General features: G+C 69.1%; 12 protein-coding genes. 6 read left to right on the top strand and 6 right to left on the bottom strand.

The window, feature by feature from the left end; all coding sequences use genetic code 11:
• Position 1: 1 nt before the first annotated feature.
• The 4 genes from ACUVWL_RS14615 to ACUVWL_RS14600 form a co-directional block, all read right to left on the bottom strand.
• Positions 2-2,830 carry a valine--tRNA ligase gene (locus ACUVWL_RS14615; protein ID WP_032962264.1) on the bottom strand — a complete coding sequence of 943 codons (2,829 nt, stop codon included), beginning with the start codon at positions 2,828-2,830 and terminating at the stop codon, positions 2-4.
• Positions 2,831-2,863: 33 nt separating this feature from the next.
• A complete protein-coding gene (locus ACUVWL_RS14610) occupies positions 2,864-3,055 on the bottom strand; it encodes a YqaE/Pmp3 family membrane protein (RefSeq protein WP_014035920.1) in 192 nt (63 codons plus the stop codon).
• 19 nt (positions 3,056-3,074) lie between these two features.
• Positions 3,075-3,500, bottom strand: coding sequence for a DNA polymerase III subunit chi (locus ACUVWL_RS14605; protein ID WP_111206579.1), 426 nt, complete (start codon positions 3,498-3,500; stop codon positions 3,075-3,077).
• A gap of 82 nt (positions 3,501-3,582) precedes the next feature.
• Positions 3,583-5,061 (bottom strand): leucyl aminopeptidase, encoded by a 1,479-nt coding sequence (locus ACUVWL_RS14600; RefSeq protein ID WP_075076732.1) that lies wholly within the window; start codon positions 5,059-5,061, stop codon positions 3,583-3,585.
• A gap of 104 nt (positions 5,062-5,165) precedes the next feature.
• Here ACUVWL_RS14600 and lptF point away from each other — a divergent pair, with 104 nt between their 5' ends.
• Positions 5,166-6,248, top strand: coding sequence for an LPS export ABC transporter permease LptF (lptF, locus tag ACUVWL_RS14595; protein WP_032962260.1), 1,083 nt, complete (start codon positions 5,166-5,168; stop codon positions 6,246-6,248).
• Complete coding sequence (gene lptG / locus ACUVWL_RS14590; RefSeq protein WP_032962258.1) at positions 6,245-7,351, top strand: LPS export ABC transporter permease LptG; 1,107 nt, start codon at positions 6,245-6,247, stop codon at positions 7,349-7,351. The genes lptF and lptG overlap by 4 nt, the downstream gene beginning before the upstream one ends.
• A 179-nt stretch (positions 7,352-7,530) precedes the next feature.
• On the opposite strand, the gene ACUVWL_RS14585 is transcribed toward lptG, so the two are convergent.
• Positions 7,531-8,022 (bottom strand): RDD family protein, encoded by a 492-nt coding sequence (locus tag ACUVWL_RS14585; RefSeq protein ID WP_445978490.1) that lies wholly within the window; start codon positions 8,020-8,022, stop codon positions 7,531-7,533.
• 56 nt (positions 8,023-8,078) lie between these two features.
• Here ACUVWL_RS14585 and xerD point away from each other — a divergent pair, with 56 nt between their 5' ends.
• Both xerD and ACUVWL_RS14575 read left to right on the top strand, forming a co-directional pair.
• On the top strand, positions 8,079-9,056 hold the full coding sequence (gene xerD / locus ACUVWL_RS14580; protein WP_046428433.1) for a site-specific tyrosine recombinase XerD: 978 nt from the start codon (positions 8,079-8,081) through the stop codon (positions 9,054-9,056).
• Positions 9,057-9,156: 100 nt separating this feature from the next.
• Positions 9,157-9,942 carry a thioredoxin fold domain-containing protein gene (locus ACUVWL_RS14575; protein ID WP_014645882.1) on the top strand — a complete coding sequence of 262 codons (786 nt, stop codon included), beginning with the start codon at positions 9,157-9,159 and terminating at the stop codon, positions 9,940-9,942.
• A gap of 121 nt (positions 9,943-10,063) precedes the next feature.
• On the opposite strand, the gene ACUVWL_RS14570 is transcribed toward ACUVWL_RS14575, so the two are convergent.
• The gene (locus ACUVWL_RS14570; protein WP_014645883.1) at positions 10,064-12,163 is read right to left on the bottom strand and encodes a glycosyl hydrolase family 18 protein; all 2,100 of its coding nucleotides are present in this window, start codon (positions 12,161-12,163) and stop codon (positions 10,064-10,066) included.
• A gap of 821 nt (positions 12,164-12,984) precedes the next feature.
• On the opposite strand from ACUVWL_RS14570, the gene purL reads away from it, so the two are divergent.
• Entirely contained in the window at positions 12,985-16,869 is a 3,885-nt protein-coding gene (gene purL / locus ACUVWL_RS14565; RefSeq protein ID WP_445978489.1) for a phosphoribosylformylglycinamidine synthase, read from the top strand.
• Positions 16,870-17,308: 439 nt separating this feature from the next.
• Positions 17,309-24,490 (top strand): ESPR-type extended signal peptide-containing protein, encoded by a 7,182-nt coding sequence (locus ACUVWL_RS14560; protein ID WP_445978488.1) that lies wholly within the window; start codon positions 17,309-17,311, stop codon positions 24,488-24,490.
• The last annotated feature ends 124 nt before the right edge of the window (positions 24,491-24,614 follow it).

Raw genomic sequence — 24,614 nt, 5'->3', positions numbered from 1 at the left:
GTTACAGCTTCGCGCGCTGCTCGCGCAGGCCGGCCAGCTGGGTGTTCCAGTCGACCAGGCGCACGCGCTCCTGGTCGACCACCGCCGGTGGCACCTTGTCGGTGAACCTGGCCAGCTTGGTTTCGCTCTTTTCCTGCTCGCCTTCCACGCGCTTGATCTCCTTGTCCAGGCGCGCGCGCTCGGCATCGAGATCGACCAGGCCTTCCAGCGGCACCAGCAGCTTCAGCTCACCCACGATCGCGGCGGCCGCCGGCGGTGCGCTTTCGCCCTCGGCCAGCCACTGGATGCTGTCCAGCTTCAGCAGGAACGACAGCGAGGCGCTGAAGCGTTCGATGCGCACGCGGTCCTGCTCCAGGCCGGCCTGCAGGCGCAGCGGCACCTGCCTGGACGGCGCGACGTTCAATTCGCTGCGCACGCGACGCACCGCACTGATCACCGCCTTCAGCCATTCCACGTCGGCCTCGGCCTGGGCGAAATCACCGGCGAATTCGGCGGCGGTCGGGTACGGGCGCAGCGACAGCGTGGTTTCGGCCAGGCCCAGGCGCGGGGCCAGCTGCTGCCACAGCTGTTCGGTGATGAACGGGGTGAGCGGGTGCAGCAGGCGCAGCAGCGCTTCCAGCACGTACAGCAGGGTGTGGCGGGTGCTTTCGGCATCAGCCGCGTCGGCACCGTTCAGTGCCGGCTTGCTCAGCTCCAGGAACCAGTCGCAGAACGCGTTCCAGGCGAACTCGTACAGGCACTGCGCCAGCAGGTCGAAGCGGTACGCGGCGAAATGGCCCTGCGCTTCGGCGGTGGTGGCGGCCAGGCGCGAAAGGATCCAGCGCTCGGCATCGGTGCGCGGGGTCGGCACGCCGGTGAACGCCGCACCTTCGGTGTTCATCAGCGCGAAGCGGCTGGCGTTCCACAGCTTGTTGCAGAAGTTCTTGTAGCCCTCGGCGCGGTTCATGTCGAACTTGATGTCGCGGCCGTGGGTGGCCAGCGCGGCGATGGTGAAGCGCAGCGCATCGGCACCGTGGGCAGCAATGCCGTCCGGGAATTCCTTGCGGGTGGCCTTCTCGATCTTCTCCACCATCTTCGGCTGCATCAGGCCGCCGGTGCGCTTGGCGACCAGGTCGTCGATGGTGATGCCGTCGATGATGTCCAGCGGGTCGAGCACGTTGCCCTTGCTCTTGGACATCTTCTGGCCCTGGCCGTCGCGGATCAGGCCGGTGAAGTACACGTCCTTGAACGGGATCTTCCCGACCAGGTTGTCGGTGGCCATGATCATGCGCGCCACCCAGAAGAAGATGATGTCGAAGCCGGTGATCAGCACCGACGACGGCAGGTAACGATCGAAGCCGCGCTCGGCCATGGCCTGTTCGTTCGGCCAGCCCAGGGTGGAGAACGGCCACAGCTGCGAGGAGAACCAGGTCTCCAGCACGTCGCTTTCCTGGTTCAGCACCACCTCGCTGCCCAGGTTGTGCTTGGCCCGCACTTCCTCTTCGCTGCGACCGACGTAGCAGCTGCCGGTGGCGGCATCGAACCACGCCGGGATGCGGTGGCCCCACCACAGCTGGCGGCTGATGCACCAGTCCTGGATGTTGTTCATCCAGTGGCGGTAGGTGTTGATCCAGTTCGGCGGCACGAAGGCAATGCTTCCGTCCTCGACCAGGTCCAGGCCACGCTTGGCCAGGTCGTCCATCTTCACGAACCACTGGTCGGTCAGGTACGGCTCGATCACCTGGCCGGTTCGGTCGCCACGCGGCACCTGCAGCTTGTGCGCCTTGGTCTCGACCAGGATGCCCAGGTCTTCCAGCTCGGCCAGCACGGCCTTGCGTGCTTCATAGCGGTCCAGGCCCCGGAAGCGTTCCGGCGCGTTCTCGTTCAGCGCCGCCACCGGGGTGAACAGGTTGATCATCGGCAGGCTGTGGCGCACGCCCACTTCATAGTCGTTGAAATCATGTGCAGGGGTGACCTTGACCACGCCGGTGCCGAACGCGCGGTCCACGTAGTCGTCGGCGATCACCGGCACGCGGCGCCCGGTCAGCGGCAGCACTACGTTCCTGCCGATCAGGTGCGCGTAACGCTCGTCTTCCGGGTGCACCATCACCGCGGTATCGCCCAGCAGGGTTTCCGGGCGGGTGGTGGCAACGACCAGGTAGTCGCGGGTTTCGCGCAGGGTTTCCACGCCGTCGGCATCGCGCTCGACGTGTTCGTAGCTCAGGCCGTCATCCAGCGTGTAGGCGATCGACCACAGGAAGCCGTCCTCCTCGGCGCTCTCCACTTCCAGGTCGGAAATGGCGGTCTTCAGCACCGGGTCCCAGTTCACCAGGCGCTGGCCGCGGTAGATCAGGCCCTGCTCGTACCAGCGCACGAAGGCCTCGTTGACCGCCGCCGATGGCTGCGGGTCCATGGTGAAAGTGCTGCGCGACCAGTCGGCGGAGGTGCCGAGGCGGCGCATCTGGCGTTCGATGGTGTCGCCGGACTGCTGCTTCCACTCCCAGACCTTGCCGATGAAGCCTTCGCGGCCCAGCGAATCGCGGGTCTCGCCCTTGCCTTCCAGCGCCAGGTTGCGGCTGACCACCATTTCGGTGGCGATGCCGGCATGGTCGGTACCGACCTGCCACAGCGTGTCGTAGCCGCGCATGCGGTGGTAGCGCACCAGCGCATCCATCAGGGTCTGCTGGAAGGCATGGCCCATGTGCAGGGTGCCGGTCACGTTCGGCGGTGGCAGCAGGATGGTGTACGGCTCGCCCGTACCGGACGGCTTGAAGTGGCCGGCCTTCTCCCAGGCCTCGTAGAGGTCGGTCTCGAAGGACGTCGGGTCGTAGCTGGAGGCGAGTTGGGTCATGCGGGGGAACCGGTAATCAAGGCGGAAGGGAGATCAGCGCGACCCGAGGGCGCGGCGGATCTTCTGGTCGGTGTGGTACTGGCTGACCGCGTAGGCGGCCCAGATGGCGGCGGGCAGCCAGCCGATCAGGGTGATCTGCAGGATCAGGCAGACGATCCCGGCCAGCGGCCGGCCGATGGTGAAGAAGGACAGCCAGGGAAGAATCAGGGCGATCAGCAGGCGCATCAAGGGGTCCTCGCCGGGCTCACATGTCGTGCTTGTTGAGGTCGTAACCGGCGGCCTTGTACTGGCGCCAGCGCTCGCGCAGCGGTTCGCGCGCTTCCGGATCGGCCGGCACCACTTCCAGCACACGCTCGCACTGGCCCAGCCAGGGCTCATCGCGCAGGTTGATCACCAGCGGGCGTGCCGGCGCGTCGGTGCCGGGTGCGGCGATCAGCACCAGGGCCTCTTCCTCGTCCATGTCTTCGCCGGCAATCTGGTGCGGGATGTAGGCATCGTTGTCGAACGCCCACAGCAGCTCGTCCAGTTCCTCGGCCTGGGCCTGGTCACGGGCCAGCACCAGGGTGAACAGCCCGGCGTCGTTGGCCTTGCGCGCCAGTTCGCAGACCAGGCGCAACGGCTCGGTCAGGAAGCGGGGCTTGGCGATCAGGTAGAAGTCGGCGCGGGGCATGGCAGGGTCCGGGTCAGGCAAGGGCCCGGCAGTGCCGGGCGAGGCCCCGGCCGGCGTCTGCCGGCCAGGGTCGGGTACGGCATCAGGCGCGGGCGACCTGGTCCAGCAGCCACTGGCTCAGCAGGCCGACCGGGCGGCCGGTGGCCATGCCACGCTTGCCTTCATCGCTGGCGACGCCGGCGATGTCCAGGTGGGCCCAGCGCTGGCCTTCGGTGAAGCGCGACAGGAAGCAGCCGGCGGTGATCGCGCCGGCCCAGCGGCCGCCGATGTTGTAGACGTCGGCGAAGGTCGAATCCAGCATCGGCTGGTACTCGTCCCACAGCGGCAGGCGCCAGGCGCGGTCGAACACGTGCTCGCCGGCGGCCAGCAGCTCGTTGGCCAGGTCGTCGTGCTTGCTCATCAGGCCGGCGGTCTGGTGGCCCAGGGCGACCATGCAGGCACCGGTCAGGGTGGCGACGTCGACCAGCGCGGCCGGCTCGAAGCGCTGTGCGTAGGTCAGCGCGTCGCACAGGATCAGGCGGCCTTCGGCGTCGGTGTTGCCGACTTCGATGGTCTTGCCCGACATCGAGGTGATCACGTCGGAAGGACGGTAGGCGTTGCCGTCGATGGCGTTTTCCACCGCCGGCACCACCACCACCAGGTTCAGCGGCAGCTTGGCCTTGACCGCCGCGACGAAGGTGCCGATGACGTTGGCGCCGCCGCACATGTCGTACTTCATCTCTTCGATGCCGCCCTGGGTCTTCAGGTTGACGCCACCGGTATCGAAGGTGATGCCCTTGCCGACCAGCACGTAGGGCTTGGCGTCGCCGCCATTGTTCCACTTCAGCACGACCAGGCGCGGGCGGTTGGCCGAACCGCGGGCCACGGCCAGCAGCGAGCCCATGCCCAGCGCTTCCATCTGGTGCTCGTCGAGGATCTCGGCTTCGGCACCCTCGTGCTCGCCGGCGAACTTCACGCCCACGTCGGCCAGATAGGCCGGGGTGCAATAGTTCGGCGGCAGGTTGCCCAGCTCGCGGGCGAACTCGACACCGGCGGCGATGGCCTGGCCCTGGGCCAGGGCCTGGGCGTCGTCACCGGCCACGGCCAGCTGGGCCAGGCCGGCATCGTCGGCCTTCTTCTTGCCCAGGGTGGCGGTGTAGCGGTAGGCGGCGTGATCGGCGGCGATCACTGCCTGGCGGATCGCCCAGGCCGCGTCGCGGTCCTTGATGGCCACTTCGGACAGGGTGAACAGCGCGCTGCGGACGGCGCCGGCCTTCAGCGCGCGCACCGCGTCGCCCACGGCCTTCAGGTACTGCGGCACGCCGAAGCGGGCGGCGTCGCCGAGGCCGACCACCAGCACGCGCGGCGCGGTCACGCCCGGCAGGTCGTGCAGCAGGGTGGTCGCGCCGGTCTTGCCGGACAGGTCGCCACGCTGGGCCAGGGCGGCCAGGCGGCCACCGCTGGCGGCGTCCAGGGCCTGCGCGGCCGGGGTCAGGGTATGGTCGGCATACGCGCCGACCACCAGGCAATCAACGGTGGCGGCGGCCGGAGCAACGTGGTTCAGGGTGAATTCGAGGGCCATTGAGCAGATTCCATTGGCGAGTCCGTACAATCGCAGGCCGTTTACGCCCAGACAGTAGACTGGGCGGCACCGCGAACGAACCCCAGAGTTTAAACCACCGCCCCATGCTGAAGCTCGACCGATACCTGCTGGGCGATTTCGTCCAGAGTTTCCTGGCTACCCTGATCGTCCTGCTGGTGGTCAGCGTGGGCGGCGTGCTGGTGGACATCCTCGGCAACATCGCCGACGGACGCCTGCCGGCCAAGCTGCTGTTCTCCCAGCTGGGCCTGCAGTTCATCGCCTACCTGCCGCTGATCCTGCCGCTGGCGCTGATGCTGGGCCTGCTGCTGGCCGTGGCCCGGCTCTACCGCGACTCGGAGATGGCGGTCATCACCGCCATTGGCGTGGGGCCCAAGCGGCTGCTGCGGCCACTGCTGATGCTGGTGGTGCCGGTGGTGCTGCTGGTCGGCGCCTGCTCGCTGTGGCTGGGCCCGTGGGCCGGCCGGATGGCCGAGCAGATGATCATCGAGGCCAACCGCAGCGTGCTGATGGCCGGCCTGGAGCCGGGCCGCTTCACCCCGCTGCCCAATGGCGGCGTGGTGTACCTGTCCTCGATCTCGCCCGATGGCACCCAGCTGGGCAAGGTGTTCCTGCAGCGCCAGAAGGATGACCGCCTGGAAGTGGTGTCCGCCAATGGTGGCCGCATGTTCTTCGAGGGCACCCGCCAGCGCTTTCTGGAGCTGGATGATGGCCACCAGGTGGAAGGCCCGGTGGCCGGCGCGCTGGATTACCGGCTGGCGACCTTTGCCCGCAACGACGTGGCCCTGCCCGACGGTGCACAGACCCGCACCGAGGACGACCCGGAACTGATGCCGACCCTGCAGCTGATCGGCGATGAGCGCCCCCAGGCGCAGGCGCAGCTGCACCGCCGCCTGGCACCGCCGCTGATCGCGCTGGCCTTCGCCCTGCTGACCGTGCCGCTGGGTCGCAGCTCGCCGCGCCAGCAGCGCTACGGCCGCATGATGCTGGCCCTGATGGCCTACATGGTGGGCACCAACCTGATGTTCATCGGCAGTGGCTGGATCGCCAACGGCAAGATTCCGGCCGCGCTCGGCCTGTGGTGGTTGACCGTGCCGCTGCTGGCGCTGGCGATCTGGATGTATGCACGTGATGGCCGCCTGGGCCGCTCGAAGGGAGCCCGCGCATGAGGCTGCGCCCGATGCGTTTCGATCTGTACCTGGGCCAGTCGGTGTTCACCACGGTGCTGCTGACCTGGGCGGTGCTGGTCGGCCTGGACGTGGTGATGGCGTTCTCCGGCGAGTTCAAGGACATCGGCAAGAACGGCTACACCCTGGGCCATGCCGCCGCCTGGGTGCTGTACACGGTGCCGCGCCGCGCCTACACGATGTTCCCGACCGCCGCGGTGATCGGCGCGCTGATGGGTCTGGGCCAGCTGGCCGCGACCTCGGAGCTGACCGCCCTGCGTGCGCTGGGCCTGTCGCGCAAGCGCCTGAGCGTGTCGGTGGCGATCGCGCTGTCGCTGCTGACCGCAGTGATGGTGCTCAGCGCCGAGACGCTGGGCCCGTGGGGACAGGACCGTGCCGATGCATTGAAGGCCAGTGCCAAGTGGGGGCGGGACATCTCCACCACCCGCTACTCCGGCCTATGGGCACGCGAAGGCGACACCTTCCTCAACGCCCAGAGCGGCGAGGAACAGCTGGTGGGCGACAAGGGCACGCGGCTGATCCTGCGTGACGTGCGGCTGTACCGGATCGCCGAAGACGGCAATATCGCCTCGTTGACCCATGCCGCCACCGCCGAGCACGACAAGGACGGTTGGGTGCTGACCGGGGTGCGTCGCGACACCTTCGGCGAGCGCTCGGCCACCCGCCAGGAAGTGGCGCGTGAGCCGTGGAACTCGAAGCTGGATCCGGCGGCGCTGGCCACCGGCATCGCCAAGCCGCGAAACCTCAGCGTGGCCGAGCTGAGCACCAGCATTGCCTACCGCCAGCGCAACGGGCTGGATGCGCGTGATTTCGAGGATGTGTACTGGAGCCGCTGGTTCTACCCGGTGAACGTGCTGGCGCTGTGCCTGGCCGCGGTGCCGTTCGCGTTCGGGTCGCTGCGTAGCGGCGGCATGGGCAAGCGCCTGTTCCTGGGCATCCTGTTTGCACTGGGCTTCTGGCTGCTGCAGCTGTTCTTCGGCCGCATGGCCGGTGCGCTGAAGTTCGATTACCGCATTGCCTATGCGCTGCCGCCGATCGTCATGCTGGCCGTGTCCGGACTGTTGTTCCGGCGCAAGTCGGGCTGATTCTGGTAGCGCGGGGCCATGCCCGGCGCTACCGGGGCAATCCACCGCTTCGGCATCCGTGCCAGGACCACCAGCATCCCGGCCCAGCGTGCTGGATTCTGTAGAGCCGAGCCCATGCTCGGCTGCTTTTTGCGCACCGCCTGCCAGCCGAGCATGGGCTCGGCTCTACAGATCGTGCATCACCGCTTGGGCATGCGCACCAGGCGGGTGCCGCTGGCGCGGTCGTGCCAGGTCAGGCGTTGGCGGTCGACCCAGGCCCACCAGAATCCCAGGCCGCCCAGCAGCAGCGACAGCGTCCCCACCGCGAAGCGCAGCCACAGCTGGCCGTGCCGCAACGGCGTGCCATCGCGCGACTGCAGTTTCAGCCGCCACGGCCGCATGCCCAGCGTCTGCCCGCCGCGGCGCCAGCTGGCCGTGGCATACCACCCCGTGATCGCCCAGCACACCGCCCACAGCAGCCACTGCCAGATACTGAACGGTGCGATGTTCTCGCGCTGCGCGTGGCCGCTGAAGGTGTAGGCGAGGGTGAACAGCGTGCCGGCCAGCATCCACAGCGCCAGCACCGGCAGCGCGTCGTAGACCATCGCCAGCATGCGCCAGGGCAGCAGCGCGCGCGGACGGGGCGTTTCGGTAGCGGCCGCAGGGGCCGTGTCGGTGGCAGGGCGGGACATGCGCCGAGCATACGCAAAGCTGGCCGTGCCCGCAGTGGCCCTCGTATCCTGCATGCATGGCCCTTGTTTCCACCCCCGCCGAACGCCGCCAGCTGGTCCAGCAACTGCCCGAGCTGCGCGCCGACGACAGTGTGCGCATCCAGCGCTTCCTCGATGCGATCTGGGCCGAGAACGGCCTGGCCCGCGCCACCCTGGACAGCTACCGGCGCGACCTGGAAGGGCTGGCGCGCTGGATGGATGGACGCGACGGTGGCCTGGCCGGCATCGAACGTCCCGGGCTGTTCGACTACCTGGCCTGGCGCACCCGCCACGGCTGGTCGCCGCGCAGCAACGCGCGCCTGCTGTCGGCGCTGCGGGCGTTCTTCGCCGATGGCGTGCGCCGTGGCGAACGCAGCGAAGACCCCAGTGCGCTGCTCGACCCCCCGAAGCTGCCGCGGCTGTTGCCCAAGGCGCTGGCCGAGAGCCAGATCGATGCGCTGCTGGCGGCACCGGACATCGACAGCCCGCTGGGCCTGCGCGACCGCGCCATGCTGGAACTGATGTATGCCGCCGGCCTGCGCGTGAGCGAGCTGGTGCTGCTGCCGGCCACGGCGGTCAACCTGCGCCAGGGCGTGTTGCGGGTCACCGGCAAGGGCAGCAAGGAGCGGCTGGTGCCGCTGGGCGAGGAATCGCAGCACTGGCTGGAGCGTTACCTGCAGCAGTCGCGCCCGCTGCTGGTCGGCAAGGGCAAGGTGCATGCCCTGGCGGATGGTCAGACCCCGTTGTTCATCGAGCCGACGTTGCATGCGCTGACCCGGCAGGCGTTCTGGCACCTGGTCAAGCGCCACGCGCAGGTGGCCGGCATCGACCCGGCGCGGATCAGCCCGCATGGCCTGCGCCACAGCTTCGCCACCCATCTGCTCAACCGCGGTGCCGACCTGCGCGCGCTGCAGATGCTGCTCGGCCACAGTTCCTTGTCGACCACCCAGATCTACACCCTGGTAGCGCGCGAGCATCTGCAGAAGCTGCACGCCCGCCACCATCCGCGCGGCTGAGCGCCGGGCTGAATTGCTGCCCGGGGCCGTGCCGGGCGTCGCGGCCCGGTACCGGCGGCTGTGTCAGAATCCGGGGTCTTCTTCTGCTGCGGATCGCTCCATGCTCCGATTTGCCATCGCCGCCGTGTTCGGTGCGCTCAGCCTGACCGCCTGCGCCCAGCCGGCTCCGCCGGCCGCCAAGGCGCCTGCTGCCGCTGCGGCAAAGGCCAGCCCGGCCGCCAACGCGCCGGCCGACCAGGCGGTACGTGCCGCGTTGACCGCGCTCAATCCGGGTTTCCAGGTCGATTACATCGGTGCCGCGCCGTTCCCCGGCTTCCGCGAGGTCGTCGTTTCCGGCCAGCTGCTGTACGTGTCCGATGACGGCCGCTACCTGTTCCAGTCGCAGCCTTACGACACCCGCGCCAAGGGTCCGGCCAACAGCGAGGGCCTGCTTGGTTACCGCCGCGGCCTGCTGGCCAAGGCCAACCACGGCGATCGCATCGTGTTTGCCGCGCCGAACGCCAAGTACACCATCAGCGTGTTCACCGACATCGAGTGTGGTTACTGCCGCAAGCTGCACCAGGACATCGCCGAACTCAACCGCAACGGCATCACCGTCGAGTACCTGGCGTTTCCGCGCATGGGCCTGGGCAGCAAGGACTACACCGACATGATCTCGGTCTGGTGTGCAGCGGATCGTCGCCAGGCGCTGACCAACGCCAAGCGCGGTGGCAGCGTGCCGGCCAGGAACTGCACCAACCCGGTGGCGATGCAGTACGCGCTGGGCCAGCAGCTGGGCGTGAATGGAACGCCGGCGATCTTCGCGCCGGATGGCACCCAGCTGGGCGGCTACCTGCCGCCGGCGCAGCTGCGTGCCGCGCTGGAGAAGCTGTCGGCCAAGCGCTGATCGTCGCTGGTCTTTTTCTGTAGAGCCGAGCCCATGCTCGGCTGCGGAAACAGCAGCCGAGCATGGGCTCGGCTCTACAGGCAGGAAGCCGGGGATGCGTGTCGCATCCCCGGCCTTTTGCTTACTTCAGGCCATCACTGACCGCCTTGGTCAGCGTGCCCTGCGCATCGTCACCGCTGAACTCCCAGACGAACGCGCCGCCCAGGCCCTGGGTCTTCACGTAACCCATCTTGCGGGTGATGTTGGCCGGGGTGTCGAAGCTCCACAGCGTGCTGCCGTTGTAGATCCAGGTGGCACCGGCGGTGTTGTCGGTGTAGCCCGGCCACGCCAGGTTCTTCAGCACCTTCCAGTCCTCGATGCCGGCTTCATACGTACCCGGGGCGGCGCCGGTCGCGGTCTGGTACAGGCCGTTGTTGGCGTTGGCCACACCCGTCCAGCCACGCCCGTAGTAGCCAATGCCCAGGTTGAGCTTGGCGGCGGGCACGCCACGGCTGATGAAGGCCTCGATGGCGTCGTTGCTGTTGTACAGCTTCTGGTCGCCGGTGGACGGATCATTCGGCGAATCGAACAGCGCCGACTGGTGATTGGTCTTCGCATCCCACGCGCCGTGGAAGTCGTAGGTCATCACGTTGATGTAGTCCAGGTACGGGTGGTAGGCGGCCGGATCGGTGACACGGATCTTGTCGATGCCGGCACCCACCGCCACCGTCAGCAACAGGCCCGGCCGCACCGCATCGAGTTGGCGGCGGAACTCGGCCATCAGCGCGGTGAAGTTGGCGTTGTCTTCCGGCTTGCCGCATTCGATGCCACAGGCCACCGGGTATTCCCAGTCGATGTCGATGCCGTCGAACACGCCCAGCGCGGCACCGGCACCGCCGGCACCGTCGGTCACCGGCAGGTTGCCCTTGATGTAGGCGTCGATGCACGAGGCGACGAAGGCCTGGCGGTTTTCCGGGCGCGCTGCGCTGGAGAAGCCGCGCGACCAGGTCCAGCCACCCAGCGAGATCAGCACCTTCATGCCCGGGTATTTGGCCTTGAGCTGCTTGAGCTGGTTCCAGTTGCCGCGCAGCGGCTGGTCCCAGGTATCGGCACTGCCGCTGACGCTCTCGGCGGCACTGAAGGCCTTGGTGTAGTCGGCGAAGGCATCGCCACCGGCACCGCTGTTCGGATCCGACGGCTGGGTGATGCCGACTTCGCATCGGTTGTTGCGCACGTTGCCGAACGCGTAGTTGATGTGGGTCAGGCGTGCGGCCGAGCCGCTGCTGTCGATGTTCTTGACCCGGTAGTTGCGGCCGTAGATGCCCCACTGGGTGAAGTAACCGATGACGCGCTTGCCGGTGGTGCCGCCGTCACCGGCCAGCGTGGTGGCGCTGATTTCGGTGCCCTGCGCCGACGCGTTGCCGGCGTTGTCGCGCGCCCGCACGCGGTAACGGTAGGTGGTCGATGCGGTCAGCCCGCCATCCACATAGCTGGCGCTGGACGGCGAACCGACCAGGCTGCCGTTGCGGTACACGTCATAGCCAGCCAGGCCACTGCCACCGGTGTTGTCGGTGGACGGGCTCCAGCTGAGCGCGATGCTGTTGGCGGTACGGGTGCCGACCGCCAGCCCGCCCGGCACGCTCGGTGCGGTGGTGTCGCCACCGGCGGCGTTGACGGTGATGGTGATGGTCGGGGTGCTGGTGGTGGCGTTGTTGTTGTCGGTCGCGACCGCACGCAGGGTGTGGCTGCCGGCGCTGGCATTGGCCCAGCTGGCCGCATACGGCGCACCGGTGGCCACGCCCAGCGAGCTGCCGTCGCGGAAGAACTCGACCTTGGCGACGCTGCCGTCCGGGTCACTGGCGGTAGCGGTCACGTTGACCGTGCTGCCGGCGCTGAAGGTGGCGCCGTTGGCCGGCGAGGTCAGGCTGACCACCGGCGGCTGGTTGCTGCCGCTGCCATCGCAGGCACCAAGGTTGGTGTAGTAGGGCGCACCGGCCGGATGGTCCGGCGGCGCGTTCCAGATGTCCTGGTTCGCCCGATAGAGGACGCCTCCTTTCTGCAGGGTATCGCCGGCCCGGTAGATCCTGGCCTGGTCCCACTGGGCCACGCCGGCACAGCTGGCAGCCTGCGCCAGGCCGGGCAGGGCGGCGGTACCGGCGGCCAGGGCAAGCAGCCAGGCCAGGTGGCGGGGACGACAGCTTCGGGTCGAACGTTCGGCACTGCGCACAATCGGGTCGTACATGGGTAAGTCTCCGATCAAAGGGCGCGCGGGCCCCGATGGCGCCGCGCGTGACGCAGGTCCGGGCGTCGCCCGGGAAGGCGACGGAGGGGGCGGACGGGGTACCTGGGGGGCCGGGGAGAGAGTCCGGCGCCAGGTGGGGACAACGTTGTCATCAATCGCGTGGTCAATCCGTGAGCAAGCGCATGGTTCCGGGATTCGGGCGGAGAGCGGCGCTGCGCGCGGTCGGCGGCCATCAGCGGAGCCCCCTCGTGGCTGGGGGCTTTCCGCGAAAAGCAGATTTCTGGGGTTGGCCGGGTGGGTGGGCTGCGCAGGGGACGCCGTGAATACGTCCCTGTAGGCTCGGGCGCGCCATCCATGGCGCTTACGCCCCTGCGCAACCCACCCGCCCGGCCACGGACAGGTTCCTGCGCGGCCAGCCACGAAAGACAGAACAAAAAATCAAAAGCAAAAGCCGGTCGCTTCGCTCTTCAATGCCTGACTTCTGAGATTTCCCTGGTTGCCGGCCAGCGGCCGGCACTACCGCAGAGCATGCACGCATGGCGTGGATTTACCGCAGATCGCGGAAATCTGTCGAAGGCGGGGTGGGTCCGGTGGCGGGGGTGTCCGCGGCATGGATGCCGCGGCCAAGCCCCCAGGGACGGGTTTACGGCGTCCCCCGCCACCGGACCCACCCCGCCACCCCACGGGAACCCCGCTTTTGCTTTGGCCGTTGCTGTTGCCGTTGCCCTGGCCTCGGCGGGTGCCGGGCGCCGCCCGGCCAGAGCCCTTCCCCCGCTTCCGGTACAATGTCGGGCCCGTTTCCCAACTACGGTTCCCCGGACATGATGGTCCTCGAGGGCGCGCCCGCCCTGTCGCCGTTCCGCCGCGAACGTCTTGAATCCCGCCTGCAGTCCATCGCTCCCTCCCTGCGCATCAGCGGTGCCTGGCACGTCTATTTCGTGCAGCCCGAAGGCAGCGCCGCCCCCGACCTGACCACCCTGTGCCGCATCCTCGAAGCGGCGCCGCAGGCCGAAGCCGTGGCCGACGGCGCGGTCAGCCGCATCGTGGTGCCGCGCCTGGGCACGCTGTCGCCGTGGTCGAGCAAGGCCACCGAACTGGTCCGCGGTGCCGGCCAGCCGGTCAGCCGGGTCGAGCGTGGCCTGCGCATCGACGTGCAGGGCTGGCCGGCCGATGCCGCCGCCCAGCAGGCGCTGGTCAAGGCGCTGCACGACCCGATGACGCAGTCGGTGCTGGAGACCGTGGAACAGGGCCAGGCGCTGTTCTCGGCACCGGCCCGGGGTGAACTGGAGCGCGTGCCGGTGGACCAGCTGGAGGCCGCCAACCAGCGCCTCGGCCTGGCCATGGCCCAGGACGAGATCGACTACCTGCGCGAGCGTTTCACTGCGCTGGGCCGGTCGCCGTCGGACGTGGAACTGATGATGTTCGCGCAGGCCAATTCCGAGCACTGCCGCCACAAGATCTTCAACGCCAGCTGGACCATCGACGGCCAGGAGCAGGACCGCTCGCTGTTCCGGATGATCAAGAACACCCACCAGCAGACTCCGCAGCACACGCTCAGCGCGTACAGCGACAATGCCGCGGTGATCGAAGGCCATCCGGCCTCGCGCTATCGCCCCGATCCGGCCAGTGGCGAATACCGCCGCGAGCCGCAGGTGCCCAGCGCGTTCCAGATCAAGGTGGAAACGCACAACCACCCGACCGCGATCGCGCCGTTCCCGGGTGCCTCGACCGGTGCCGGTGGCGAGATCCGCGACGAGGGCGCGACCGGCCGTGGCGGCAAGCCGAAGGCGGGCCTGACCGGCTTCTCGGTCTCGCACCTGCGCATCCCCGAGCTGCCGCAGCCGTGGGAAGCGCCGCGCGCGCTGAACCCGCGCATGGCGCCGGCGCTGGAAATCATGACCGACGGCCCGCTCGGCGGCGCCGCGTTCAACAACGAATTCGGCCGACCGAACCTGCTCGGCTACTTCCGCAGCTTCGAGCTGCCCGAAGGCGCCGATCTGGTGCGTGCATACGACAAGCCGATCATGCTGGCCGGCGGCCTCGGCGCGATTGATCGCGTGCAGGTCGACAAGATCCCGCTGCAGGCCGGTGATGCGGTCATCGTGCTCGGCGGGCCGGCGATGCTGATCGGCCTGGGCGGTGGCGCCGCCAGTTCGGTGGCCTCCGGCGAGAGCGCCGAGGACCTGGACTTTGCCAGCGTGCAGCGCGACAACCCGGAAATGGAGCGCCGCTGCCAGGAGGTCATCGACCGCTGCGTGGCGATGGGCGCCAACAACCCGATCAAGTTCTTCCACGACGTCGGTGCCGGTGGCCTGTCCAATGCCATCCCCGAACTGCTGCACGACTCCAAGGTTGGCGGTGTCATCGACCTGGGCAAGGTGCCCACCGATGATCCGTCGCTGTCGCCGATGCAGCTGTGGTGCAACGAGTCGCAGGAGCGCTACGTGCTGGGCGTGGCCCAGGAGCGCCTGGCCGAGTTCGCCGCGCTGTGCGCCCGCGAGCGCTGCCCGTTCGCTGCCGTTGGCGTGGCCACCGCCGAGGAGCACCTGGTGGTGGCCTACGGTGCCGTGCCGGGCCACACCCCGGCCGATGCGCCGATCGACCTGCCGATGGACGTGCTGTTCGGCAAGCCGCCGAAGATGCACCGCGACACCGCGCACCCGCCGGCACCGCGCTGGCCGGCGCTGAAGACCGGCGGCCTGGACCTGCAGGAAGCCGGCCTGCGCGTACTCGCGCACCCGACCGTCGCCTCGAAGAACTTCCTGGTCACCATCGGTGACCGCAGCGTCGGTGGCCTGACCGCGCGTGAGCAGATGGTCGGCCCGTGGCAGCTGCCGGTGGCCGACGTGGCGATCACCCTGGCCGACTTCGATGGCGTGGCTGGCGAAGCGATGTCGATCGGCGAGCGTACTCCGCTGGCCCTGCTCGATGCGGCGGCTTCGGCACGCATGGCGGTGGGCGAAGCGCTGACCAACCTGTGCGCGGCCCCGGTCGATGCGCTGGATGAAATCAAGCTGTCGGCGAACTGGATGGCCGCGGCCGGCCACCCGGGCGAAGACGCGCTGCTGTACGACGCGGTGAAGGCGGTGGGCATGGAACTGTGCCCGCAGCTGGACATCAGCATCCCGGTGGGCAAGGACTCGCTGTCGATGCAGGCGCAGTGGCACGACCAGGGCGAAGCACACAAGAGCGTGTCGCCGGTGTCGCTGGTGATCTCGGCGTTCGCGCCGGTCGCCGACGTGCGCAAGCAGCTGACCCCGCTGCTCGACCGCGACGTGGACAGCGAGCTGTGGCTGATCGGCCTGGGTGCCGGCAAGCAGCGCCTGGGCGGTTCGATCCTGGCCCAGGTGCACGCCGACCATGGCGACCTGCCGGCCTTCGCCGGTGCCGCTCCGGACCTGGACGATCCGCAGCGCCTGCGTGGCTTCTTCGAGCTGATCCGCGATGCGCGCCAGTCTGGCCTGCTGCTGGCCTACCACGACCGCAGCGACGGTGGTGCCTTCGCCGCGCTGTGCGAAATGGCCTTCACTTCGCGCCTTGGCCTGGACATCGCGCTCGATGCCTGGGGCGATGATCCGTTCCGCAGCCTGTTCAACGAAGAACTGGGTGCGGTGGTGCAGATCGCGCGCGAAGACCGCGCTGCGTTCGCCGACCTGGTCGAACGCCACGCACTGACCGAATGCGCACAGCGCATCGCCAAGCCGACCACCGCGCCGGTGGTGCGCGTGTCGCTGGGTGGCGAGAACCTGGCCGAATGGCGTTGGGACGCACTGTTCGACGCTTGGTGGTCGGTCACCCACGCGATGCAGAAGCGCCGCGACAACCCGGCCAACGCCGATGCCGAGCGCGAGGTCGCCCGTGCCTTCAACGCACCGGGCCTGAAGCCCAAGCTCAGCTTCGACCTGAACGAGGATGTGGCGGCACCGTTCATCAGCACCGGTGCGCGTCCGCGCGTGGCGGTGCTGCGCGAGCAGGGCGTCAACGGCCAGATCGAAATGGCCAACGCCTTCGAACGTGCCGGCTTCCGCGCCTTCGACGTACACATGAGCGACCTGATCGAAGGCCGCGTGGCGCTGCAGGATTTCACCGGCCTGGTCGCCTGCGGCGGCTTCAGCTACGGCGATGTGCTCGGTGCCGGCCGTGGCTGGGCCACCTCGATCCTGGAGCGCAGTGCGCTGCGTGATGCCTTCGCCGCGTTCTTCGCGCGCGAAGACAGCTTCGCGCTGGGCGTGTGCAACGGCTGCCAGATGATGAGCCAGCTCAAGAACATCATCCCGGGTGCCGGACACTGGCCGCAGTTCCGCCGCAATGCCAGCGAGCAGTTCGAAGCCCGCACCGCGCTGCTGGAAGTGGTGGAATCGCCGTCGATCCTGCTGCGTGGCATGGCCGGCTCGCGCCTGCCGGTAGCGGTGGCGCACGGCGAAGGCCAGGCCGTGTTCGACAACGCCGTCGACCAGGCTGCCGCCCGCGTCTCGCTGCGCTACATCGATGGCCATGGCAACGTCGCCAGCCAGTACCCGCTGAACCCGAACGGTTCGCCGGACGGCATCACCGGCCTGACCAGCACCGACGGCCGCGTCACCATCATGATGCCGCACCCGGAGCGCACCCCGCGCGCGCTCAACCTGAGCTGGGCACCGGCTGAATGGCAGGGTGATTCGCCGTGGATGCGCATGTTCCGCAACGCGCGGGTGTGGTGCGGCTGATCGCATCGTTCCGCGCAGGCCGCAATGCCACCGCGTATGGAAAAACCCGCCGCTTTGTCGGCGGGTTTTTCTTTGTGTGCGTGAAATTGCTGATCTGGCCGCTAGTTACATCCGTTTTCATGCGCCAGCAGTTCGTCACGTATGTCTAACAAAATGCCTTTATAAACACGTGAAATAGTGAACTGCTTCACGGCAATAGGATTTGTCGTGTCAAAGTCTTGACGATCTGCAAAGTTGCCGTTAACACTTGAACCCCGTTTCAGAATCATTCATTTCGCAGTAACCGGTTGGCGCACGCGCTCGGTTTTCTGTCGCTGCGCGCCGTTCGGCAATACCCCGCAGTAAATCACGCGAATAAACGCCCCCAGGGGACGTTGGGCCGGAAAGCCCAGCGGTGGCGTTGCTTTGCCCAAAACCAGTCCAATCAGGAGCCGTACCGATGAATCGGATTTATCGCAAGGTCTGGAACAAAGCACTGGGTCAGTTGGTGGTGGCCTCGGAACTGGCCTCCTCCGACAGCAGCAGTGGCGGGGTCGTCGACCAGCGCCGCGATGCGACACAGGCCACGCCCGCACTGCTGGCGGTGGCACTGGGCCTGGTATTGGGGTTGGGCATGAGCGGCAGCGCGACGGCACAGTCGGTGCAGATCGGCGGCAGCGCCACCTGCGTTGCATTCAGCGGCAAGCTGCTGGAAAAGTGCCTGATCGAAGGCTCGGCCACGGCCAAGGGCAGCAACGCGGTGGCGATCGGCAGCAACAGCAATGCCAGCGCCGCCAACAGCGTGGCGCTGGGCGCTGGCTCCAAGGCCACGCGGGCCAATACCGTGTCCATCGGCGATGCCGGCAAGGAGCGGCAGATCACCAACGTGGCTGCTGGCACGCAGGGCACCGATGCGGTGAACAAGGCGCAGCTGGACGCGCAGGCGCGCGCCACGCAGGCCGCGCTGGCTGATGTAGCCGCCGATGGAAACCGCTATTTCAAGGCCGACGGCGCAGGCGATGACAGCGACGCGGCGAAGATCGAGGGGCAGGGCGCAGTCGCGGCCGGCGCCGGTGCACAGGCGCTGGCCAACGCCACCACCGCCATCGGAACCCAGGCCATTGCCGCCGGTCTCGGCGCCAGTGCCTTCGGCCAGGGCGCCCTGGCAATCGGCGATGCCAGCGTGGTGGTCGGGCAGAGCGCGGCCGCGTTCGGGCTTGGCGATACAGCCGTCGGCGCCAGCGCGTACGCAGCCAGCGAGAACGGCGCGGCCACCGCACTCGGTGCGTTGTCCGAAGCCACTGCCGATGGCGCGACGGCCGTCGGCGGTGGTGCCGTGGCGATGGGCCCGGGCAGCACCGCACTGGGCCGCGGCGCCACTGCCGCCAATGAAGCATCGATCGCGGTGGGGGCGTTCAGCACTGCCGTGGGTGAGTACAGCACCGCGCTGGGGTCCAACTCGGCGGCGGTCGCCACCGGCAGCGTGGCGCTGGGCGCCGGCTCGCTGGCCGACCGTGTCGACACCGTGTCGGTCGGCGCCGCCGAATACGGCCTGACCCGGCAGATCACCAGCGTCGCGGCGGGCACCGAAGACACCGACGCGGTCAACGTCGGCCAGTTGAAGGGCGTCGCCGCCGTGGCCGATGCCACCGCCAAGCGTTTCCAGGCCACGGGCAGCAGCAACAGTGATGCGGGTGCATTGGCCGAGGGCGACGAGGCGCTGGCGGCTGGCGAGGCCGCCAATGCGATCGGCAAGGGTGCGACGGCCGTGGGCGCCGGTGCGACCGCCGTCGCGCAGAACGCCACCGCCGTTGGCAACAACGCGCTGGCCTCGGGCCAGAACAGTGCCGCGTTCGGCAACAACGCGCAGGCCAACGGCCCAGGCAGTGTCGCCGTCGGTGGTGCTGCGGTGGATGCCGATGGCAATCCGCTGATCACCAGTGGCGGCGTGCCGGTGGAAACCGGCGCCACCAGTGCCGGTGTCGGGGGTACTGCGGTGGGTGCGAGTGCCGAGGCCGGTGGTTTCGCCGCGTCGTCCTATGGCGTTGGCGCATATGCCGCCGGCGCGCAGTCGTCCGCGTTCGGTGCGGTTGCCAATGCCATCGGTGATTACTCCACCGCGCTGGGTACGCAGAGCAATGCCACCGGCACCAGCAGCGTGGCCATCGGCGGCCCGGCCGATCTGATTCCAGGCCTGGGCTTCTTCGTGCAGACCCAGGCCAGCGGCGAAGCGTCGACCGCCGTCGGCGCCGGTGCCATCGCCAGCGGTGATCGCGCGGTGGCCAACGGCAGCCTGACCGAAGCGTCCGGCGCCGAAGCGACTGCGGTCGGCTACTTCGCCTACGCACCGGGCGAGAACGCCAGCGCGCTCGGCGCGCAGACCTGGGCCAGCGGCGCGCAGAGCACCGCCGTGGGCTACTACGCCACCGCACGCGGTGCCAACAGCGTTGCGCTCGGCGCCAACTCCGAAGCGGTGCGTGCCAACAGCGTGGCCGTGGGCAGTGCCGGCAACGAACGGCAGATCACCAGCGTCGCCGCGGGCAGTGAAGCCACCGATGCAGTGAACAAGGCGCAGCTCGACGCGGTGGCCAGCACCGCCGACAGCACAGCGCGCTTCTTCCAGGCCCAGCCGGAAGCAGGCAGCGATGCGGGTGCATTGGCCGAGGGCGAAGGTGCGGTTGCGGCGGGTTCGTCGAGCAATGCGATCGGCGCCGGCGCGGTTGCACAGGGCGCAGCAGCCTCGGCCATCGGTGACGACGCCGTGGCGGTGGGTCGCAACAGCAACGCCACCGGCAATGGCGGTGTTGCCATCGGTGGCCTCGGCCAGGCCTACGACGAGTACAACCAGCCGATCATCGGTGCCGACGGTACGGCACAGCAGGTCGGCACCACTGCCGTCGCCGACGCCACAGCGGTCGGCAGTGGTGCGCAGGCGACCGGTGCTGCCAGCAGTGCGTTCGGCAACGCCGCCAGGGCCAGCGGAGACAACAGCTTCGCGGCCGGCGGCAAGTCGCGTGCGACCGGCAGCTACGCGGTTGCGGTTGGCGACAGCGCCTTCGCCAGCAGTGACGACAGCACCGCCGTCGGTGGCTACAGCTGGGCTACCGCAAGCGGGGCGAGTGCGTTCGGCTCCGGCGCCTGGGCAACGGCCACCAATGCCTCGGCATTTGGCAACGCGGCCTGGGCCAGTGGCAGTGGTGCGACCTCCATCGGTTACAACAGCTGGGCCAACGGCACCAGCTCCACCGCCGTCGGTCGCGGCGCATTCGGTTATGGCGACAACAGCGTGGCGCTCGGCTTCCAAGCGCTGGGCAACAGCCTCAACAGCATCGCCATCGGCACCAACACGGTGGCCGGTGGTGAAAGCGCGATCGCGCTCGGTGCCGGCAGCAACGCCAGCGCCAGCAACGCCGTCGCACTGGGCGCCGGCTCGGTCGCCAACCGCGCCCGCAGCGTTTCGGTCGGCAGCACCGGCAACGAACGCCAGGTGACCAACGTCGCCGCCGGTACCCAGGCCACCGACGCGGTGAACAAGGCGCAGCTGGATGCCGTGGCGGGCGCGGCAGCCACCACCAGCCGCTTCTTCCAGGCCAGCGGCAACGGCGGTGATGTGGCCGGTGCACTGGTGGACGGTGACAACGCGCTGGCCGCCGGTGATGCGGCCAACGCCATCGGCAACGGGGCCACCGCACTCGGCAGTGGCGCCAACGCGCTGGCCAGCAATGCGCAGGCACTGGGCGTCAACGCCCTGGCCAGCGCCGCCAACGCCAGCGCGGTCGGTGCAAATGCGCAGGCGACCGCTGAATACGCAACCGCGCAGGGTGCGGAAAGCGAGGCCAGTGGCGAGCAGAGTGCGGCGTTCGGTGCGGCCAGCATCGCCAGCGGTGCTGGCAGCACCGCGACCGGCGTGCTGTCCGAAGCCTCCGGCGAGGAGGCGGTGGCAGTGGGGTACTTCAGCAATGCCAGTGGCAGCGGCGCCACCGCGGTCGGCAGCGAGAGTGTCGCCAGTGGCACCGCGTCGGCAGCGTTCGGCATCGGTGCCGAGGCGACCGGCGGCTACAGCACCGCCATCGGTGGCTATGCACAGGCCTCGGCCTTCAATGCCACAGCCTTCGGCAACTTCGCCAATGCCTCCGGCTCCAACAGCGTGGCGCTGGGCGGTGATTCGGAAGCCTCCGGTGCCTACAGCACCGCCACTGGCCAGGGCAGCCTGGCCACCGGCACCAACAGCGTCGCCGTCGGCGGATCGCTGTTCGGCGTGCTGGCCACCGAAGCATCGGGCAACTACTCCACCGCCGTCGGTGGCGGCGCCTGGTCCGGTGGCATCAACAGCACCGCGCTGGGCAACGCCGCCGAATCGCGCGCTGCCAACAGCGTGGCGCTGGGTGCCGATTCGATCGCCGACCGCGACAACACCGTGTCGGTCGGCGGCGGTGGCAACACCCGCCAGATCACCAACGTGGCTGATGGCACGCAGGGCAATGATGCGGTCAACAAGAACCAGCTCGACGCCGTAGCCGCCGCAGCGGAAAAGACCAGCAGGCAGTTCCAGGCCAGCGGCAACGCCGATGGCGAAACAGGGGCACTGGTCGAGGGCGACAACGCGCTGGCGGCCGGCGATGCGGCCAACGCCATCGGCAACGGGGCCACCGCGCTGGGCAGCGGTGCCAACGCGCTGGCGGCCAACGCCACGGCCGTGGGCATCGATGCATTGGCCACCGGCAACAATGCGGCGGCGCTGGGCAGCACAGCGCAGGCCAGCGGTGAAGACAGCCTTGCGCTCGGCACCGGTGCCAGCGCCAGCGAGCTCGGCGCCAGCGCGGTCGGTGCGCGTGCACAGGCCAGCGGTGCGTACAGCACGGCAACCGGCACCGAATCCAACGCCAGCGGCACGCAGGCCCTGGCCAGCGGCTTCCGTAGTGCCGCCTCTGCCGATGGCACCACTGCCGTCGGTGGCTATGCCGAGGCCAGTGGACGCCTCGGCACCGCATTGGGCTACGGCTCGGCGGCCAGTGGTGCCAACACGACCGCCGTCGGCTTCGGTGCTGCTGCAGCCGGTACCGGTGCCGTGGCGGTGGGTCAGTCCAGCGAGGCCAGCGGCGAGGAAAGCGTGGCCATCGGTGGCAGCACCTTCTTCGGCCTGATCCCGTCGCGTGCCAGTGGCACCGGTGCGGCGGCGTTCGGTGCCGGCGCATGGGCGACCGAAGACTACGCCACGGCAATCGGCTGGAACTCGTGGGCCGCCGGCAGCAATGCCACGGCCCTGGGCGCCAACGCCACCGCCAACGGCAGCAACAGTGTCGCCCTCGGTGCCGGCTCCAAGGCCGACCGTGACAACACCGTGGCCGTCGGCAAGGCCGGTGGCGAACGCCAGGTGACCCATGTGGCAGCCGGTACCGAAGCCACCGACGCGGTGAACAAGGGCCAGCTGGATGCCGTTGCCAGCGTCGCCGACAGGACCAGCCGCCAGTTCCAGGCCAGCGGCAATGCCGATGGCGAGGCCGGTGCCCTGGTGGACGGTGACAACGCCTTGGCCGCCGGCAACGCGTCCAACGCCATCGGCAACGGTGCCACCGCGCTGGGCAGTGGCGCCAACGCGATGGCCGCCAACGCCACGGCGGTAGGCGCCGACGCCCTGGCGACCGGCAGCAACGCGGCGGCACTGGGTACCAACGCACAGGCCAGTGGTGTCGACAGCGTGGCCGTGGGCAGCGCTGCCCGCGCCAGTGAACTCGGCGCCAGCGCTACCGGCGCCGGCGCCCAGGCCAAGGGCGCCTACAGCACCGCCAGCGGCGCGCAGGCCACGGCCAGCGGCACGCAGTCGCAGGCCAGCGGTTTCCGCGCCACTGCCTCGGCCGATGGCGCCTCGGCGCTGGGCAGCTACGCCGAAGCCAGTGGTCGACTGGGTACTGCGGTGGGCTACGGCAGCAAGGCCACCGGTGCGAACGCCACCGCGGTGGGTGTCAGTGCCAACGCTTCGGCGGCCGGCAGCATCGCACTGGGCGCAGGCTCGGTGGCTGATCGTGCCAACACCGTGTCGGTCGGCAGTGCCAGCAGTGATCGACAGATCACCCGTGTCGCCGCCGGTACCGAGCGCACCGATGCAGTCAATCGTGGCCAGCTCGATGCGGTCGCGGCGACCGCCGATGGCACCGCACGCTACGTCAAGGCCAGCGGCGCGGGTACCGCCAGTGCCAGCGGCAGCGATGCCGCAGCGATCGGTTCGGCCGCCAGTGCCAGCGGCGCACGCAGCAATGCGCTGGGTGCCAATGCGATGGCCATCGGCAACGGTGCGCTTGCACTGGGCAACAGTGCCGGCGCGTCCGGTGCGAACTCGGTGGCACTGGGTGCGGGCTCGCGTGCGCTCGATGCCAACGTGGTGTCGGTCGGTGGTGGCAACGGCACCGATGGCCCGGCCGCGCGCCGCATCGTCAATGTGGCCGACGGCCGCATCGCCGCCGGCAGCAGCGACGCGGTCACCGGCTCGCAGCTCAACGTCACCAACCAGCGCGTGGGCGCCGTGGAAACCCGTGTCGGTGATTTCGACTCGCGCATCGCCACGGTCGAGACCACGGCGGCCAGCGCCGTCGGCTATGACGACGCCAGCCGTGACCGCCTGACCCTGTCCGGCTTCCAGGGCACCACCATCGACAACGTCGGCGCGGGCAACATCGCCGCCGGCAGCCGCCAGGCGATCAATGGCGGGCAGCTGTTCCAGTCGCTCAGTGATGCCGCCAGCTTCCTCGGCGGTGGTGCCAGCGTCGGCATGCAGGGCGTGTTCGTGGCACCGAACTACGTGATCCAGGGCGCCACCTACAGCAATGTCGGCGATGCGCTGGGCGCGCTGGACCGCAAGGTCAGTGAGATTGACCGTCGCACTGCCGGTGGCACGCGAGCAGGCGCGTCCAGCCTGCGCGCAATGAGTGCTTCGCTGGATGAAAGCCCGCAGGCCAGCCTGGCCGACGCACCGGCAACGGCCGATGCCGCGCCGGCCAGTACCGCACGCGTGCAGGGCACGCCGACGGTGGCCGCGGCGGGGGCGGGCATTCCGGTCGGCACCCCGGCCACCGGCTTCAACGCCGTGGCCATGGGCGATGGCGCGGTAGCCAGCGGCGCTTCGTCCACGGCCATCGGCCAGGGCGCCAGTGCCACGGCGGCAAATGCCGTGGCGCTGGGCCAGGGCTCGGTTGCCGATCGTGCCAACACGGTCTCGGTGGGCAGCGAAGGCAACGAACGCCAGGTCACCAACGTCGCCGCGGGCACCACCGCCACCGACGCCGTCAACAAGGGCCAGCTGGATCGTGGCATGGCGACGGCGAACAGCTACACCGACAGTCGCGTCCAGGCCGTTGCCGACAGCTTCGATGTGTTCAAGGGCGAGATCGACGGACGCCTGCGCCACATGGACCGCCGCATCGATCGCCAGGGCGCGATGAGCGCAGCGATGCTCAACATGGCTACCAGTGCCGCCGGTATCCGCACCCAGAACCGTGTCGGCGTCGGCATCGGTTTCCAGGGTGGCGAGTCGGCGTTGTCGCTGGGTTACCAGCGTGCGATCAGCGATCGCGCCACGGTCACCTTCGGCGGCGCCTTCAGCAGTGACGACAGTTCGGTCGGCGTCGGTGCCGGCTTCGGCTGGTAAGCCACTCCATCGCGCCGGCGGCCACCCACGCCGGCGCCGTACCTGCAGTGAGGGCCTGGGGGGAGGTCACGGCAATCCCGGCTGGGCCGGCCGGGAGTCGTCAAGGAATGATGGCCGCAGTGTT

This window comes from Stenotrophomonas muris (assembly GCF_052751275.1).
The sequence above is the reverse complement of the archived record's forward strand: the minus strand, read 5'-3'. Positions and strand labels throughout refer to the sequence as shown.

What these genes read in the sequence shown, in the direction of transcription:
- ACUVWL_RS14615 (WP_032962264.1), bottom strand. Translation starts at nt 2,830, where the DNA reads ATGACCCAACTCGCCTCCAGCTACGACCCGACGTCCTTCGAGACCGAC.
- ACUVWL_RS14610 (WP_014035920.1), bottom strand. Translation starts at nt 3,055, where the DNA reads ATGCGCCTGCTGATCGCCCTGATTCTTCCCTGGCTGTCCTTCTTCACC.
- ACUVWL_RS14605 (WP_111206579.1), bottom strand. Translation starts at nt 3,500, where the DNA reads ATGCCCCGCGCCGACTTCTACCTGATCGCCAAGCCCCGCTTCCTGACC.
- ACUVWL_RS14600 (WP_075076732.1), bottom strand. Translation starts at nt 5,061, where the DNA reads ATGGCCCTCGAATTCACCCTGAACCACGTTGCTCCGGCCGCCGCCACC.
- lptF (WP_032962260.1), top strand. Translation starts at nt 5,166, where the DNA reads ATGCTGAAGCTCGACCGATACCTGCTGGGCGATTTCGTCCAGAGTTTC.
- lptG (WP_032962258.1), top strand. Translation starts at nt 6,245, where the DNA reads ATGAGGCTGCGCCCGATGCGTTTCGATCTGTACCTGGGCCAGTCGGTG.
- ACUVWL_RS14585 (WP_445978490.1), bottom strand. Translation starts at nt 8,022, where the DNA reads ATGTCCCGCCCTGCCACCGACACGGCCCCTGCGGCCGCTACCGAAACG.
- xerD (WP_046428433.1), top strand. Translation starts at nt 8,079, where the DNA reads ATGGCCCTTGTTTCCACCCCCGCCGAACGCCGCCAGCTGGTCCAGCAA.
- ACUVWL_RS14575 (WP_014645882.1), top strand. Translation starts at nt 9,157, where the DNA reads ATGCTCCGATTTGCCATCGCCGCCGTGTTCGGTGCGCTCAGCCTGACC.
- ACUVWL_RS14570 (WP_014645883.1), bottom strand. Translation starts at nt 12,163, where the DNA reads ATGTACGACCCGATTGTGCGCAGTGCCGAACGTTCGACCCGAAGCTGT.
- purL (WP_445978489.1), top strand. Translation starts at nt 12,985, where the DNA reads ATGATGGTCCTCGAGGGCGCGCCCGCCCTGTCGCCGTTCCGCCGCGAA.
- ACUVWL_RS14560 (WP_445978488.1), top strand. Translation starts at nt 17,309, where the DNA reads ATGAATCGGATTTATCGCAAGGTCTGGAACAAAGCACTGGGTCAGTTG.